Source organism: Ottowia sp. VDI28 (genome assembly GCF_049532675.1).
Taxonomy (GTDB): Bacteria; Pseudomonadota; Gammaproteobacteria; order Burkholderiales; family Burkholderiaceae_C; genus Ottowia.
The window spans coordinates 578,836-593,811 of sequence record NZ_CP149820.1; the positions used below are offsets into that span (position 1 = coordinate 578,836).

13 protein-coding genes and 2 pseudogenes are annotated in these 14,976 nt (G+C 62.5%); 13 read left to right on the top strand and 2 right to left on the bottom strand.

All coding sequences use genetic code 11. The features are described from left to right. Positions 1–133 precede the first annotated feature (133 nt). Positions 134–1,827, top strand: a pseudogene (locus WJU18_RS02630) (long-chain-fatty-acid--CoA ligase). A gap of 13 nt (positions 1,828–1,840) precedes the next feature. Then, positions 1,841–2,593, top strand: a complete 753-nt coding sequence (locus WJU18_RS02635) for a 5'-methylthioadenosine/adenosylhomocysteine nucleosidase (RefSeq protein ID WP_423458624.1) — start codon at positions 1,841–1,843, stop codon at positions 2,591–2,593. A gap of 207 nt (positions 2,594–2,800) precedes the next feature. Here WJU18_RS02635 and corA read toward each other — a convergent pair whose 3' ends face one another. After that, positions 2,801–3,787 carry a magnesium/cobalt transporter CorA gene (gene corA / locus WJU18_RS02640; RefSeq protein WP_423458626.1) on the bottom strand — a complete coding sequence of 329 codons (987 nt, stop codon included), beginning with the start codon at positions 3,785–3,787 and terminating at the stop codon, positions 2,801–2,803. Between the two features lie 314 nt (positions 3,788–4,101). Here corA and hpf point away from each other — a divergent pair, with 314 nt between their 5' ends. The 3 genes from hpf (at position 4,102) to hprK (ending at position 6,344) form a co-directional block, all read left to right on the top strand. Next, positions 4,102–4,431 carry a ribosome hibernation-promoting factor, HPF/YfiA family gene (gene hpf, locus WJU18_RS02645; protein ID WP_423458627.1) on the top strand — a complete coding sequence of 110 codons (330 nt, stop codon included), beginning with the start codon at positions 4,102–4,104 and terminating at the stop codon, positions 4,429–4,431. Positions 4,432–4,688: 257 nt separating this feature from the next. Next, positions 4,689–5,150 (top strand): PTS sugar transporter subunit IIA, encoded by a 462-nt coding sequence (locus tag WJU18_RS02650; RefSeq protein WP_423458629.1) that lies wholly within the window; start codon positions 4,689–4,691, stop codon positions 5,148–5,150. A 237-nt stretch (positions 5,151–5,387) separates the two neighbouring features. Then, positions 5,388–6,344 carry an HPr(Ser) kinase/phosphatase gene (gene hprK / locus WJU18_RS02655; protein WP_423458631.1) on the top strand — a complete coding sequence of 319 codons (957 nt, stop codon included), beginning with the start codon at positions 5,388–5,390 and terminating at the stop codon, positions 6,342–6,344. A gap of 100 nt (positions 6,345–6,444) precedes the next feature. On the opposite strand, the gene fur is transcribed toward hprK, so the two are convergent. After that, positions 6,445–6,885 carry a ferric iron uptake transcriptional regulator gene (gene fur, locus WJU18_RS02660; protein ID WP_423458632.1) on the bottom strand — a complete coding sequence of 147 codons (441 nt, stop codon included), beginning with the start codon at positions 6,883–6,885 and terminating at the stop codon, positions 6,445–6,447. A 93-nt stretch (positions 6,886–6,978) separates the two neighbouring features. Here fur and WJU18_RS02665 point away from each other — a divergent pair, with 93 nt between their 5' ends. The 8 genes and pseudogenes from WJU18_RS02665 to WJU18_RS02700 all read left to right on the top strand — a co-directional run bounded on the left by WJU18_RS02665 (position 6,979) and on the right by WJU18_RS02700 (position 14,963). Further along, a complete protein-coding gene (locus WJU18_RS02665; protein WP_423458634.1) occupies positions 6,979–7,545 on the top strand; it encodes an outer membrane protein assembly factor BamE in 567 nt (188 codons plus the stop codon). Further along, entirely contained in the window at positions 7,532–8,350 is an 819-nt protein-coding gene (gene dapB, locus WJU18_RS02670) for a 4-hydroxy-tetrahydrodipicolinate reductase (protein WP_423458636.1), read from the top strand. Before WJU18_RS02665 ends, dapB begins: the two co-directional genes overlap by 14 nt. 163 nt (positions 8,351–8,513) lie before the next feature. Continuing rightward, the gene (locus tag WJU18_RS02675) at positions 8,514–9,152 is read left to right on the top strand and encodes a MotA/TolQ/ExbB proton channel family protein (protein WP_423458638.1); all 639 of its coding nucleotides are present in this window, start codon (positions 8,514–8,516) and stop codon (positions 9,150–9,152) included. A gap of 4 nt (positions 9,153–9,156) precedes the next feature. Then, on the top strand, positions 9,157–9,603 hold the full coding sequence (locus WJU18_RS02680; RefSeq protein ID WP_423458640.1) for an ExbD/TolR family protein: 447 nt from the start codon (positions 9,157–9,159) through the stop codon (positions 9,601–9,603). A 131-nt stretch (positions 9,604–9,734) separates the two neighbouring features. Beyond that, a complete protein-coding gene (leuS, locus tag WJU18_RS02685) occupies positions 9,735–12,401 on the top strand; it encodes a leucine--tRNA ligase (protein ID WP_423458641.1) in 2,667 nt (888 codons plus the stop codon). 46 nt (positions 12,402–12,447) lie between these two features. Next, positions 12,448–12,948 (top strand): LPS assembly lipoprotein LptE, encoded by a 501-nt coding sequence (gene lptE, locus WJU18_RS02690; RefSeq protein WP_423458642.1) that lies wholly within the window; start codon positions 12,448–12,450, stop codon positions 12,946–12,948. A 179-nt stretch (positions 12,949–13,127) separates the two neighbouring features. Beyond that, positions 13,128–14,185 (top strand): annotated as a pseudogene (gene holA, locus WJU18_RS02695) (DNA polymerase III subunit delta). A 106-nt stretch (positions 14,186–14,291) separates the two neighbouring features. After that, positions 14,292–14,963, top strand: a complete 672-nt coding sequence (locus WJU18_RS02700; RefSeq protein ID WP_423458644.1) for a TetR/AcrR family transcriptional regulator — start codon at positions 14,292–14,294, stop codon at positions 14,961–14,963. Positions 14,964–14,976: the final 13 nt, after the last annotated feature.

Genomic DNA, 14,976 nt, shown 5'->3' on the forward strand with positions numbered 1-14,976 from the left:
GCCGGGCAGCCCTCCGGGGCCGAGGCTCATTGAATCTCCTCAGGCCCTTAGGGAAAGCCCACAGGCTGTCAATAACCTGTCGGCGTGACAATAGAGGGTTATTTCAATGCATTCACGCAGGAGATTCCCCCTCATGACAGAACGGATTTGGCTGAGCGGTTACCCCGAAGGCGTTCCGGCCGATATCGACCCGACGCAGTACACCTCGCTGGTCGCGCTGATGGAAGAAAGCTTCGCCAAATATTCGGACCGTGTGGCCTATAGCTTCATGGGCCGCGATGTGAGCTATGCCGAAACCGATGCGCAAAGCCGCGCGTTGGCGGCCTACCTGCAGGGCCTGGGTCTGGTCAAAGGTGACCGCGTGGCGATCATGATGCCCAACGTGCCCCAGTATCCCGCCGCGGTGGCGGGCATTCTGAGGGCGGGGCTGGTGGTGGTGAACGTCAATCCGCTGTACACCGTGCGCGAGCTGGAGCATCAGCTCAAGGATTCGGGTGCCAAAGCCATCATCATCATCGAGAACTTCGCCACGACCTTGCAGCAGTGCATGGACCGCACGCCGATTAAGCACGTGGTGCTGGCCTCCATGGGCGATCGCCTGGGCGGGCTCAAGGGCGCGATCGTCAATTTCGTGGTCCGCAAGGTCAAGAAAATGGTGCCCGCGTTCAGCTTGCCAGGCGCGGTGCGTTACAACGATGCCGTGGCCAAGGGACAGGGCGGGCGGCTGACTCCGCCCGAAATCGGCCCCGATGATCTGGCGGTATTGCAATACACCGGTGGCACTACCGGAGTCGCCAAGGGGGCGATGCTGTTGCACCGCAACCTGATTGCCAACGTGCTGCAGTCGGATGCATGGAACGATCCGGTCATGAAGAGCATTCCCGCGGGCGAGCAGAGCACGGGCGTTTGCGCGCTGCCGCTCTATCACATCTTCGCTTTCACGGTGAACATGATGCTCGCCATGCGCAACGGCGGCAAGACCATTCTGATTCCCAATCCGCGCGATCTGGCGGGCACCCTCAAGGAGCTCTCCAAGCACACCTTCCATAGCTTCCCGGCGGTCAGCACGCTGTTCAATGGGTTGGCGAATCATCCTGATTTCGGCACCGTCAACTGGAAAAATCTGAAAGTGTCCCTGGGGGGGGCATGGCGGTTCAGAGTGCGGTTGCCAAGCTGTGGCTGGAAAAAACCGGTTGCCCGATCTGCGAAGGCTACGGTTTGTCCGAAACCAGTCCCTCGGCCAGTTGCAACCCCGTGACCTCGAAGGAATTCAGCGGCACCATCGGCCTGCCGATTCCCAGCACCTGGATCAAGATCCTGGATGACGACGGCCGCGAGGTGCCGCTGGGCCAGGCCGGTGAAATCGCCATCAAGGGCCCGCAGGTGATGGCGGGTTACTGGCAGCGTCCTGATGAAACCGCCAAGGTGATGACGCCCGACGGTTACTTCAAATCGGGCGATATCGGCATCATGGACGAGCGCGGCTATACCAAGATCGTCGATCGCAAGAAGGACATGATCCTGGTGAGCGGTTTCAACGTCTATCCCAACGAGATCGAAGACGTGGTCGCCGGCATGCCTGGCGTGCTGGAGGTGGCTGCCGTGGGCGTGCCGGATGAGCACTCGGGCGAAGCCGTCAAGTTGGTGATCGTCAAGAAGGACCCCAACCTCACGGCCGACGCCGTACGCCAGTTCTGCCACGATCGCCTCACCGGCTACAAGCGGCCGCGCGTGATCGAATTCCGGACCGAGCTTCCCAAGACCAACGTCGGCAAGGTCCTGCGCCGCGAGTTGCGCGACAGCAGCGCCACCGCCAAGGGGGATTGAGGGGGCTGGAGGCGTGGCACGCCTGGGCCTCATCGCCGCACTGCGCCCTGAACTGGCCGCCGTGCTGGACCGTCTGCCTGACGAGCGCCGGCAGGTGGTGGCGGGGCGCGACTACTGGCTTGGCCATTGGCACGGACATGAGCTGGTGGCCGTGCTGTCGCGCGTAGGCAAGGTAGCGGCAGCCACCACCGCCACGGCGTTGATCGAGCGCTTCGGCGTGGATCGGGTGGTATTCACCGGTGCGGCCGGCGGCTTGGCGCCTGGCGTGTCGGTGGGGGATGTGGTGGTGGCGAGCGAGCTCCTGCAGCACGACATGGATGCCTCACCGCTTTTCCCGCGCTACGAGGTGCCTTTGACCGGCCGCGCCCGTTTCACCGCCGATGCGGCCTTGTCTCAAGCCCTGGCCGAGGCTGCTCGTGCTGTGTTGGCAAATCCTGCTGATACGCTGGGTCCCGAGGCGGTTGCGGAATTCAACCTGCGTGCTCCATGCGTGCACCAGGGATTGATCATCAGTGGCGATCGTTTCGTCTCAACCAGCGCCGAGAGCGTTGCGCTGCGCGGGGCCTTGCCCGATGCCCTGGCCGTGGAAATGGAAGGCGCCGCCGTCGCCCAGGTCTGCCACGACTACGGCTTGCCTTTCGCCGCCCTGCGCACTGTCTCAGACCGCGCCGACGACACCGCGCACGTCGATTTCACCCGCTTCATCGACCAAGTAGCCAGCCGCTACAGCGCCGCCGTGCTGGAAAGGTATTTCAGCGCGCTGTGAAAGCCATGTTTTTCGAGGTTTTCTCTCTCGTCGGTGGGGATAGGCGGCAACTGCAAAGTGGCGCCGTGAAAGCCCCCACCGGAAAGGCCGGCCCCGCCCAACCTTCCCCTCGGTCAGAAGGCCGCGGAGCAGGCCAAGCACAAGCAGCCGCGGAGCTGGCTTTGCCAGGCCGCCGGCTGCGTCCCCCTCGGGAGCGCCTCAGGGGGCTCACTTCAACCAGCCCCGGCGCCGGAAATACCACATAGGCAGCAACGCGCTCGCGACCATGAGGCCAATCGCCCACGCATAGCCGAACTGCCAGTCCAACTCCGGCATGAGCTTGAAGTTCATGCCGTAGATGCTGGCTACCAGCGTCGGCGGCAACAAGGCCACGCTGGCCACCGAGAACAGCTTGATGATGCGGTTCTGGTTGATGTTGATGAAACCCACTGTGGCGTCCATCAAGAAGTTGATCTTGTCGAAAAGGAACGTGGTGTGGCTGTCGAGCGAATCGAGGTCGCGCAGGATCTGGCGCGCTTCGTCGAACTGCTCGGCGCCCAGCAGCTTGCTGCGCATCAGGAAGCTCACCGCCCGCCGGGTGTCCATCACATTGCGGCGGATACGGCCGTTCAAGTCTTCCTGTCTGGCAATCGCTGCCAGCACTTCGCTGGCCACTGAGTCGCTCACTTCGTCGGCAAGCACCTTCTTGCTGGCCAACTCCAGTTCATCGTAGATGCTCTCCAGCGTGTCGGCGGAGTACTCGGCATCACCGTCGTACAGCTTGAGCAACACCTCTTTCGGGTCGGTCATGAGTCCCGGCATGCGTCTGGCGCGCATGCGCAGCAGCCGGAAGGCCGGCACCGTGTCGTCATGGATCGAGAACAGTACGCCGTGGCTGCGCAGATTCTCGTTGACGAGATTCAAGATGAAGGCCACGCGCACTTGGCTGGGCTCGTCCCAGTCGGCGACCAGAAAGTCGCTTCGGATATGCAACTCGCCGTTATCTTCGGCGTAAAAACGTGCGGATTCCTCGATGTCCTCGTCCATCGCGTCTTCTGGGATCGACAAGCCGTAATACTGCTTGACCCAGCGTTTTTCCTCGGGCGTCGGGTTTTCCAGATCGACCCAGATCGGATGGAATTTCGAAAGCTCTTCCAGCGACTCGATTTCTTCTTGAAACAGCCGCCCGTTGATGAGCGTGAAGATATTGAGCATGGTTCCCTCGGCTTGAACAGACTTTGGCGATAGTGGGCTTTGGGCTGTCTCGGCCTGAGCAGGATGGGATCACGCAAAGGCGAATTCGACATGAACACGCCCTGAGAAGACTTTCCGAGGCGGGTATCGGGGTGGCGAACGAAACAGTTGGGAATTATGGCATTCCATCATGACGGTACCGGGTTGCTTTTGCCGGATTTCACAGGCATAGTGGTTCTTAATGACAGCAGATTGATGCTCCTCCCTTTTCCCCGTGGCCGCCATGCCATTTCGGCCGGCGGCCTGTATCACCCAGAAGCCAAAGGAGGCTCTTCATGAACTTGACGATCAGCGGACACCATCTGGAAGTCACCCCTGCGCTGCGCAGTTACGTGACCACCAAGCTGGACCGGATTACCCGGCATTTCGACCAGATGGTTGATGTGAAAGTCCTCCTGACAGTGGAGAATCAGAAGGAAAAGGACAAACGGCAACGAGCGGAATGCAACATTCGCGTCAAAGGCAACGACCTCTTCGCCGAGAGTGCCCATGAGGATCTTTACGCCGCTGTGGACGAGTTGATGGACAAGCTGGACCGTCAAGTAGTCCGTCATAAAGGTAAGCTTCAAGCCCACGATCATGCGACTACCAAGCATTTGATGTAGGATAGTGTTACAACAACGAGCGAAGACTGTAGACTCCAAACTTGTAAGCCGCCGCGGGCAGCCCGGCGGCTTTCTTTTTCATCGCAGGGTCATTCCAGGATGAAAAACCCCTTTTTTGGGACAGTGCACCTCGCGAAGCGGGGAAAATAAGAGTTGATTTCGCCGTGTTTTCACGGCAGTTGGGGCGGGGAGCCGGCGTTGAAAATGCTTGGCTGTAGAAGCCTCAGCCTATAGGGAGCATAATTCGCGCCGTGCCCATGAACCGACTTGCGTCCATTCTTCCCTCCTCGCAGGTACTGGTTGGCGTTGATGCCACCAGCAAAAAGCGCGCCTTTGAAGAGGCCGGCCTGCTGTTCGAGAACCTGCATGGGTTGTCTCGTGCCCTCATCACCGACAGCCTGTTCGCCCGCGAGCGTCTGGGCTCGACCGGTCTCGGGCACGGCGTGGCGATCCCGCATGGCCGTATCAAGGGCCTGAAGGCGCCCATGGCTGCGGTGCTGCAGCTCACGCAGCCGATTGGCTTCGATGCGCCTGATGAACAGCCGGTGCGCTTGCTGATTTTCCTGCTGGTGCCCGAGGCGGCCACGCAAAAGCACCTCGAGATCCTGTCCGAGATCGCCGAATTGCTGAGTGACGCCACGCTGCGCGAGAAAATCAAATCCGCCGCGAGTACCGAATCCCTCCATAGCCTGATTGCTGACTGGCAGCCGGCTGTATGAACGGCCCCCCTTGATAAAGGGCTCCCCCTGAGGCGCTTGCGCGCCTTCCCCCAGGGGGACACCACCAGCGGCCGGGCCAAGCCCGCTCCGCGATGGTTCCTGTATGGCCTGCTCCGCGGCCTTCTGACTTGGGTCTCCCTTCCCCTCTCCCTCTGGGAGAGGGTCGGGGTGAGGGCTTTCACGGCGTGTCCGCTGGCGGGGCATGTTTCCGTGGCGCCGTGCTGACCGCATTTCGCCATGAAACCAGCCGTCATCAGCGCTGACGTCCTCTTTGAGGACCATCGGGCCATCTTGCGCTGGCAATGGGTGGCGGGGCTGGGGGCGCCAGAGCGGCGGTTCGATGAGGTGGCCGTGAGCGCTGCCCGGTCGGGGGCCGATCTGGTGGGCTATCTGAACTACATCCATCCGTACCGGGTGCAGATCCTGGGGGAGCGGGAGGTCGCCTATCTGACCAACGCGTCCGCCGAGGACTGCGCACGCCGTATTTCGCGCATCGTCACGCTGGAGCCGCCCGTGCTGGTGCTGTGCGACGGCCAGAATGCCCCGGATGCGCTGGTGTCCATGTGCGAGAGGGCGCAGATCCCCCTATTTGCGACTCGGGATTCGGCCGCCTTCGTGATCGATGTGCTGCGCGCCTATCTGTCCAAGCATTTCGCCGACCGCACGACCATGCACGGGGTGTTCATGGATATCCTGGGCTTGGGCGTGCTCATCACGGGTGAGTCAGGGCTTGGCAAGAGCGAGTTGGGGCTGGAGCTCATATCGCGCGGCAATGGCCTGGTGGCAGACGATGCGGTGGACTTGTTCCGCATCAACCAGACCACCATCGAAGGCCGCTGCCCCGAGTTGCTGCAGAACCTGCTGGAAGTGCGCGGCATCGGCCTGCTCGATATCCGGGCGATCTTCGGCGAGGCCGCCGTGCGCCGCCGCATGCGGCTGCGCCTCATCGTGCACCTGGTACGCCGCGAAACCATGGAACGCGACTACGAGCGCATGCCCTATGAGCCGCTGACGCAGGAGGTGCTGGGTGTGTCGATCCAGAAGGCCGTGATCCAGGTGGTGGCTGGCCGCAACATCGCTGTGCTCGTAGAAGCGGCCGTGCGCAACCACATCCTGCAGTTGCGCGGCGTGGATACCTATCAGGAATTCGTCGAACGGCACCGCCGGGCGATGGAAACGGGCGGAAATCACTAAGCCGAGCCGCCCCCGCTCGTAGGCTCAATCCGCTCGCTTTGCAAGCGTTGTGAGCATCGGTGAGATTCGGCTGCCTCACCTGCGCCTCATAGGAGGCGCGTCAGCGCTTCAGAGGGGTCACTCGATACTTGCAATTGGTCTTGGTGCATTTCGCATAAAGACTGAGTGCGTGATCGGCGATCTCAAAGCCCTTGGTTTTCGCGACGGCATTCTGTCGCGCCTCGATTTCGGCGTCGTAGAACTCCTCCACGTGGCCGCAATCAAGGCACACCAGGTGGTCGTGGTGCTGCTCTTCGCGCAGTTCGTACACCGCCTTGCCTGTTTCGAAGTGGTTCCGGCTCAGGATGCCGGCCTGCTCGAACTGCGTGAGCACGCGGTAAACGGTCGCCAGGCCGATATCCGAGCGCTCGGATAGCAGCAGGCGATAGATGTCCTCGGCCGTCATGTGGCGCTGATCGGCCGTTTGGAAAATTTCCAGGATCTTCAGCCTGGGCAGGGTGGCCTTCAGGCCGGTGCTTTTCAGTTCGTCGATGTTGTCCATGCAGTGACCGCTACAATGTCCGGCTCATATTGTGCATGAGCTGGATCAATGTCTCCATCGACCCCTACCCAAGTCCGCTCACCTAGGCGGGCCATGAGGGTTCCCATGAGGGCGCTGTTGGCGGTCGGTTTGACCGCCGCGCTGGCTGCCACGCTCTCGGCGTGCAGCAGTTTCAATCGTGCCACGCAAGGCATGGCTGACGCGCTGACACTCTATAAACCCGAAGTGGTGCAGGGTAACTTTGTCTCCAAGGAGCAGGTGTCTGCCCTCCAGCAGGGCATGACGCGCCTGCAGGTGCGCGACATCCTGGGCACCCCCTTGTTGACCAGCGTATTCCACGGCGACCGCTGGGACTATGTGTTCACCATGCGCCGCCAGGGCGTGGAGCCGCAGAATTTCCGTCTCACGGTTTTCTTCGACGGCGACACCATGACCCGTTACGAAGGCGATGAAATGCCCAGTGAGACCGAGTTCGTGGACCGCCTGAGCCCCAGGAAGGAATTCAAGGTGCCGCCCCTGGAGGCCACCGAGGAGCAATTGGCGCGTTTTCCCGCCCCGGCTTCCCCCTCCGCTTCTGCCGCTGAGGGCGACGAGACACCAGTGGGCGCCCCCGCCGGAAACTATCCCCCCTGGAGGCGCCCCGCTGATGGCCGGTTCTGATTCTCCCCACCGCGTCGCCATTGCCGGCGCGACCGGCCGCATGGGCCAGATGCTGATCTCGGGCCTGCAGGCTACTGACGACTGCCAGTTGGCTGGCGCCCTCGATCGCGCGGACAGCCCCGCCCTGGGGCAGGATGCCGGTGCGTACGCCGGGCAGGTCACCGGCGTCAAGGTCACGGCCGATCTGGCCGCGGGCCTGAAGGGTGCGCACGCGCTGATCGATTTCACCCGCCCAGAGGCCACGATGGCGCACTTGGCGGCCTGCCGCGAGCATGGCGTAGCGCTGATCATCGGCACCACCGGCTTCACCGACGAGCAGAAAGCCGAGATCGCGGAGGCCGCCAAGCACATTGCCGTCGTCATGGCGCCCAACATGAGCGTGGGCGTCAATGTCACGTTCAAGCTGCTGGAAATGGCCGCGAAGGCCCTGTCGACCGGCTATGACATCGAGATCATCGAGGCGCACCACCGCCACAAGGTCGACGCGCCGAGCGGCACAGCGCTGAAAATGGGTGAAGTGATCGCCGATGCCTTGGGCCGGGATCTCAAGGATTGCGCCGTGTACGAGCGCTACGGCCACACTGGCGAGCGCGATCCTTCCTCCATCGGGTTCGCCACCATCCGCGGTGGCGATATCGTGGGCGATCACACCGTCTTGTTCGCAGGCACCGGCGAGCGCATCGAAATCAGCCACAAATCCAGCAGCCGCGCTGGCTATGTCCAGGGTAGCCTGCGGGCGGTGAGGTTCCTCGCCGGCAAGCGCCACGGCCTGTTCGACATGTTCGACGTGCTGCATTTGAAATGAAGCACTCCCTGAGTCGCCTTCGGCGCCTTCCCCCTCTCTCTTCGGGAGGGGGACGCAGCCAGCGGCCTGGCAAAGCCAGCTCCGCGGCTACCGCGTGTGGCTTGCTCCGCATCGGCCCGGGATGGCCTGCTCCGCGGGCGTTTGATTGAAATTTGAAGGCTCTATGAATCTGCAACACGTTTTCGCGCAGAGCGATGCCATCGGCAAGGCCGTGGCGGTGCTGCTGCTTCTGATGTCCATTGCCAGCTGGATCGTCATTCTTTACAAAGGATGGATGCTGCGCCGCGCTGGCGGCAACGTCGCCCGTGGTGTGGCCGCGTTCTGGCAGGCTCCCTCGCTCGAAGAGGGCGCCGCGCGCGCGCGGCAGCTTGATCCCGGCGCGCTCGTGCTGCCTCTGATCGAGGCCACGCAGAAGCCGGCTGGCGGCACGCTGGCTGCTGCAGGCGACCGCGCTCAGCAGCTCACACGCGTGCTGCGCGATGCGCTGCACGGCGTGTTGCACCGGCTTCACTTCGGTCAGGTGCTGCTGGCCACCATCGGCTCTACCGCACCATTCGTCGGCCTGCTGGGTACCGTGTGGGGTATCTACCATGCGTTGACCGGCATCGCCGGCAGCGGCCAGATTTCCATCGACAAGATCGCAGGCCCGGTGGGCGAGGCACTCATCATGACCGCCGCCGGCTTGGCCGTGGCCATCCCGGCTGTGCTGGCCTACAACTGGTTTGGCCGCATCGTCGCTCGCATTGAGGCTGATCTGGAGGGTTTTGCCCGCGACCTGCGCGAACTCGCTTCTCACGGCTGAAACCATGGCATTCGGAAGGCTTGAACGCAGTAAGGGCTCCGAGCCCATGAGCGACATCAACGTCACGCCGCTGGTCGACGTGATGCTGGTGCTGCTGGTGATTTTCATCATCACCGCGCCGTTGTTGGCGAGCTCCATTCGGCTTGATCTGCCGAAGACAGATGCGGCCAAGCCGGGCGATCCGCCCAAGTTCGTCACGCTGGTGGTGGACAAGCGCGGCCAGACTTTCTTCAATGACCGGGCAGTTTCCAGATTTGAGATGGCTGTGCTCCTGCAAGATGCCGCACGCGCCGATCCCGAAACGGAGGTGCAGCTGCGCGCCGACAGCGGCGTTCCGTACGGCACCGTGGTCGAGGTCATGGGCGAGGCACAGAAGGCCGGCTTGAACCGCATCGGTTTCGTGGCCGATGCCCCCGCCGCCCAAGGACCTTCGCCGGCCGCCAGCCGTTGATTGAGTAAAAAACGCCTTCTCCCTCAGGGATAGGGCCAATGTGAGGGCAAGCGGCCTGTCTACTGGTGCCGTTTGGTGCCGTTTGCGCTCCAAGCCTGCACGTCCTTCCCCCGCGCACCTACAATTTACCCATGGAAGAGAAATATAGCCACCGCGAGGTCGAAGCGGCCGCCCAGGCGCACTGGCAGAGCGCCGATGCCTATCGCGTGACCGAAGACGCGAGCAAGAAAAAATACTACGCCTGCTCCATGTTGCCCTACCCCAGCGGCAAGCTGCACATGGGCCACGTGCGCAACTACACCATCAACGACATGCTGACGCGCCACCTGCGCATGAAGGGCTATAACGTCCTCATGCCCATGGGCTGGGACGCCTTCGGCCTGCCCGCTGAGAACGCGGCACTGAAAAACGGCGTTCCACCGGCCAAGTGGACCTACGACAACATTGCCCACATGAAAGGGCAGATGAAGGCCATGGGCCTGGCCATTGACTGGAGCCGTGAAGTTGCCACCTGCGACGCCAGCTACTACAAATGGAACCAGTGGCTGTTCCTGAAAATGCTGGAAAAAGGCATCGCCTACCGGAAGACCCAGGTCGTCAACTGGGATCCGGTGGATCAGACCGTGCTGGCCAATGAGCAGGTGATCGATGGCCGCGGCTGGCGTACCGGCGCCCTGGTGGAAAAGCGCGAGATCCCGGGCTACTACCTGAAGATCACCGATTACGCCGAGGAATTGCTCGACCACGTGCAGAACAAGCTGCCCGGCTGGCCGGAGCGCGTCAGGCTGATGCAGGAAAACTGGATCGGCAAGAGCCAAGGCGTGCGCTTTGCCTTCACGCACGACATCCACGGCGATGACGGCCAGCCGATCCAGGGTGGCCGCATGTACGTGTTCACCACGCGCGCCGACACCATCATGGGCGTCACTTTCTGTGCCGTGGCTCCCGAGCACCCGCTGGCTGCGCATGCCGCCAGGAACAACCCCGCACTGGCCGCATTCATCGAGCAGTGCAAGCAGGGTGGTACTACCGAGGCCGAACTCGCGCTGCGCGAGAAAGAAGGCATGCCTACGGGCCTCACGGTGACCCACCCGCTGACTGGTGATGAAGTGCCACTGTGGGTCGGCAACTATGTGCTCATGAGCTACGGCGACGGCGCCGTCATGGGCGTGCCTGCCCATGACGAGCGCGATTTCGCTTTCGCCCGCAAGTACGGCCTGCCTATCACCCAGGTCGTGCATGTCGACAACCTGCACTACGACTACGAGCGCTGGCAGGACTGGTACGGCGACAAGGAGCGCGGCGTCACCATCAATTCCGACCGTTTCAGCGGCCTGAGCTATCGAGATGCCGTTGATGCGGTGGCCGCGGCCCTGGCGCAGAAAGGGCTGGGCGAGAAGAAAACCACCTGGCGTCTGCGCGACTGGGGCATCAGCCGCCAACGCTACTGGGGTACCCCGATCCCGATGATCCATTGCGAATCATGCGGAACGGTGCCCGTACCTGAAAAGGACCTGCCCGTGGTGCTGCCGCAGGATCTGGTGCCTGATGGCAGCGGCAATCCGCTGAACAAGAGCGAAGCGTTCCTGAAAGTCGATTGCCCCTGCTGCGGCAAGCCGGCGCGGCGCGAAACCGACACCATGGACACCTTCGTCGATTCGTCCTGGTATTTCATGCGCTACTGTGATCCGGCCAACGCCGAGGCCATGGTGGGCGAAGGCACGCGCTACTGGATGCGCGACCAGGGGGCTGCCACCGGCGGCAGCGGCATGGACCAGTACATTGGCGGCATCGAGCACGCCATCCTGCACTTGCTGTATGCGCGTTTCTGGACCAAGGTGATGCGCGATCTGGGCCTGGTCAGCATCGACGAACCCTTCACCCGCCTGCTCACGCAGGGCATGGTGCTCAACCACATCTACTCGCGCCGCACCGAAAAAGGAGCCATCGAGTATTTCTGGCCGGCCGATATCGACCCCGTGATGGACACCGATGGCAAGCAGGTGGGCGCCAAGCTGAACAAGGACGTGGGCGGTCTGCCGGCCGGTACCCCGATCGACTACGAGGGCGTGGGCACCATGTCCAAGTCGAAGAACAATGGCGTCGATCCGCAGGAGCTGATCGACAAGTACGGCGCCGACACCGCGCGCCTCTACACCATGTTCGCCGCGCCGCCCGAGGCCACGCTCGAGTGGAACGATGCCGCCGTGGAAGGCAGCTACCGCTTCCTGCGCCGGGTGTGGAACTTCGGCGTCAAGCTGAAGGCCTCCGGCAACGTGGCAGCCACTGCCCTGCTGGCGGGCGCGGCCAACCAGAATGGCCTGGCGCTGTCCAAGGCGGCCAAGGCGCTGCGGCATGAAATCCACACGGTGCTGGGTCAGGTGGATTACGATTACCAGCGCATGCAGTACAACACTGTCGTCTCCGGCGCCATGAAAATGCTGAACGCACTTGAGGGTTTCAAGGGCGATGGTTCTGCCGGTGCCGAGCGCGGGGAGTGGGCTGCGCAGGCCGAAGGCTTTTCCAAGCTGCTGCGCGTGCTGTATCCCGTCACACCTCACCTCACCCATGCGCTATGGCAGGAACTGGGCTTCGCGGCGGTGCAGGGGGCTTGCTCGATGCCCCTTGGCCCCAGCCCGATCCGGCAGCGCTGGTGCAGGACGAGATCGAACTCATGGTGCAAGTCGGCGGAAAGCTGCGCGGATCAATCCACGTGCCAGCCGGCGCCAGCAAGGAAGAAATCGAAGCTGCGGCACTGGCCAGCGAGGCTTTCCTCAAACACAGCAACGGTGGCGTGATCCGCAAGGTCATCGTGGTGCCGGGGCGTCTGGTGAACATCGTGGTATGAATATCCCAAGGCGCTCTTTCCTGATCCTGCCGTTGCCGCTGACCCTGGCGGCATGTGGTTTCGCGCTGCGAAAAGCGCCGGAATTCAGCTTTCAAAGCATTTATGTCGCCATGCCGGCGGGTTCGGCGCTCGGCACCGAGCTGCGCCGCCAGTTGGAGGGCACGGGCAAGGTGACCGTCATCACCGAGGCCGCCCGGCGCAACGATGCCGATGTGATCCTGGAAAGCCTGCAGGACTTGCGTGAGCGTGTAGTGGTCGGCTTGAACGCGTCCGGCGAGGTGCGTGAATTCCAGTTGCGTGTGCGCTTCAAATTCAGGGTGCGTACACCGGCTGGCAAGGATGTGATCCCCGAGACCGAAATCCTGCGCCAGCTCGACCAGAGCTACAGCGAAACCGCCGCCCTGTCGAAAGAGGCCGAAGCGCTGATGCTCTACGACAACATGCAGGCCGATATCGTTCAGCAAGTGCTGCGGCGGCTTGCTACAGTAAGGATATGACCACCCCCGAAGCGCGCGGAGCGCGCTCCCCCTCAAGGGGGCGCACCCGGTGGCCGGGCGAAGCCCGCTCCACGGGTGCCCTGGTTGCCCAGGCCCTTACCGGTATTTCTCCCTCTGGGGGTACGGCCATCCGGAAGGGCAGGGGTGAGGGCTAGCGGCTCCCACTGACACGCTGAACCATGCAATTAGCCCTCGCCCAACTCGCCAATCACCTGCAAAAAGGCTTGCGTCCCCTCTATGTCCTCCATGGAGACGAGGCGCTGCTGGTGCAGGAGGCTGCGGACGCGATCCGCGCGGCCGCGCGTGCACAGGGCTATGGCGAGCGTACGGTTCATACTGTGGCGGGCGCCCATTTCGATTGGAGTGCGGTGCTGGCTGCTGGCGCTTCCCTGAGCCTGTTCGCGGATAAGCAGATCGTTGAGATCCGCATACCTTCCGGCAAACCGGGCAAGGACGGCAGCGCGGCGCTTCAGCAGCTGGTGGCCAGTTCGGCGGACGACGACAGCACGCTCACGCTGGTGCTGCTGCCGCGGCTGGACAAGGCCACGCGCAGCGGCGCATGGTTTGGCGCGCTGGAAGGGGCGGGTGTGTCGGTGCAGATCGACGCCATCGAACGTGCCGCGCTTCCGCAGTGGATCGCCCAGCGCCTGGCGGCGCAAGGCCAGCGCGTGGCAGCGGGGAGGAAGGGCAGCGCACGCTTCAGTTCTTCACCAGCCGCGTGGAGGGCAATTTGCTGGCCGCGCACCAGGAAATCAGCAAACTCGGTTTGCTCTATCCGCAAGGTGAGCTGAAATTCGAACAGGTCGAAGCCGCAGTGCTCAATGTGGCGCGCTACGACGTGTTCAAGCTCTCCGAAGCCGTGCTGGGCGGCCAGCGCGCCCGGGTGCAGCGCATGCTCGACGGGCTGCGGGCCGAGGGCGAGGCCGAGGTGCTGGTGCATTACACCTTGGCGGAAGATATCCGTGCCCTCAAGCGAGTGAAAGACGCTATCGCCGACGGCCGCCCAATGCCGGTGGCCCTGCGAGAGCAGCGTATCTGGGGCCTGCGTGAACGCTTGTTCGAGCGAGTGGTCCCGAGCCTGGGCGACACCACCCTGGCGAACCTGCTCCACGCTGCACAGCAGGTCGATGGCATCGTCAAGGGCCTGAAAAGCCCCGGCTGGCCGGTCGAACCCTGGCAGGCGCTGCACCGTCTTGCGCAGGGCCTGTGCGGGGCTTGCGCGGTTGCGCGGTCCTGACGAATTGAACGCACCACAATCTAGGGGTACGTAGTACCCCTTATTTTTTGGTTGTATTTCAAATCTATATTTCAAATGTAAATTTGAAATATAGATTTTTCTTCCAATGGCAGGTCAATCTGATGAGGCCCTTACGCCCCCGGAAGGGTCGACGCGCGCGAAGATCATTGCTGCGGCCCTTCGGGTGTTTGCAACGCGTGGCTTCGAGGCTGCCACGCTCAAGGAGATCACTAGCGCCAGTCAAACCAATGTCGCGGCGATTCACTACCACTTCGGCTCGAAAGAAGTACTCATTCAGGAGGTGTTGGTCTCGGTTGCCAATCCCATCAACCGCTTGCGCCTGGAGTTGTTGGAATCAGTCCCCGAGGCCGCTCGAACGCTGGAGCATGTGGTTCGGGCACTGGTCATTCCACCGATCAGGCTCAGTCTGGACGCCACCGGTGATGCCAGGCTGCTGACCCGCCTTCTCCTGCAGGCTCGCGCGTTGCCCAGCGAACTCACTTCCACCACCATCTTTGCCCAGTACGACGCCACTGCCCAGCACTTCATACGGGCATTGATGGACGTAACACCAGGGCTTTCCAGGCAAGACGCATATTGGCGTTACGCATTCGCGATAGGGGCCATGCATTACATCGTTAGCGAATCGGAAGCGGGGCACCATCGTCTGCAACGTATTTCCGGGGGCTTGTGCGATACGGACGATCCCGATGCGATCGCCAGACAGCTTGTGGCCTTTGTAGTCGCTGGCTTCCAAGCCGCGACGACAGCGCCATAGGGTTGCATCCGGA

What these genes read in the sequence shown, in the direction of transcription:
- WJU18_RS02700 (WP_423458644.1), top strand. Translation starts at nt 14,292, where the DNA reads ATGGCAGGTCAATCTGATGAGGCCCTTACGCCCCCGGAAGGGTCGACG.
- corA (WP_423458626.1), bottom strand. Translation starts at nt 3,787, where the DNA reads ATGCTCAATATCTTCACGCTCATCAACGGGCGGCTGTTTCAAGAAGAA.
- dapB (WP_423458636.1), top strand. Translation starts at nt 7,532, where the DNA reads ATGGCCGGTTCTGATTCTCCCCACCGCGTCGCCATTGCCGGCGCGACC.
- lptE (WP_423458642.1), top strand. Translation starts at nt 12,448, where the DNA reads ATGAATATCCCAAGGCGCTCTTTCCTGATCCTGCCGTTGCCGCTGACC.
- WJU18_RS02665 (WP_423458634.1), top strand. Translation starts at nt 6,979, where the DNA reads ATGAGGGTTCCCATGAGGGCGCTGTTGGCGGTCGGTTTGACCGCCGCG.
- leuS (WP_423458641.1), top strand. Translation starts at nt 9,735, where the DNA reads ATGGAAGAGAAATATAGCCACCGCGAGGTCGAAGCGGCCGCCCAGGCG.
- fur (WP_423458632.1), bottom strand. Translation starts at nt 6,885, where the DNA reads ATGGACAACATCGACGAACTGAAAAGCACCGGCCTGAAGGCCACCCTG.
- WJU18_RS02675 (WP_423458638.1), top strand. Translation starts at nt 8,514, where the DNA reads ATGAATCTGCAACACGTTTTCGCGCAGAGCGATGCCATCGGCAAGGCC.
- hpf (WP_423458627.1), top strand. Translation starts at nt 4,102, where the DNA reads ATGAACTTGACGATCAGCGGACACCATCTGGAAGTCACCCCTGCGCTG.
- WJU18_RS02680 (WP_423458640.1), top strand. Translation starts at nt 9,157, where the DNA reads ATGGCATTCGGAAGGCTTGAACGCAGTAAGGGCTCCGAGCCCATGAGC.
- hprK (WP_423458631.1), top strand. Translation starts at nt 5,388, where the DNA reads ATGAAACCAGCCGTCATCAGCGCTGACGTCCTCTTTGAGGACCATCGG.
- WJU18_RS02650 (WP_423458629.1), top strand. Translation starts at nt 4,689, where the DNA reads ATGAACCGACTTGCGTCCATTCTTCCCTCCTCGCAGGTACTGGTTGGC.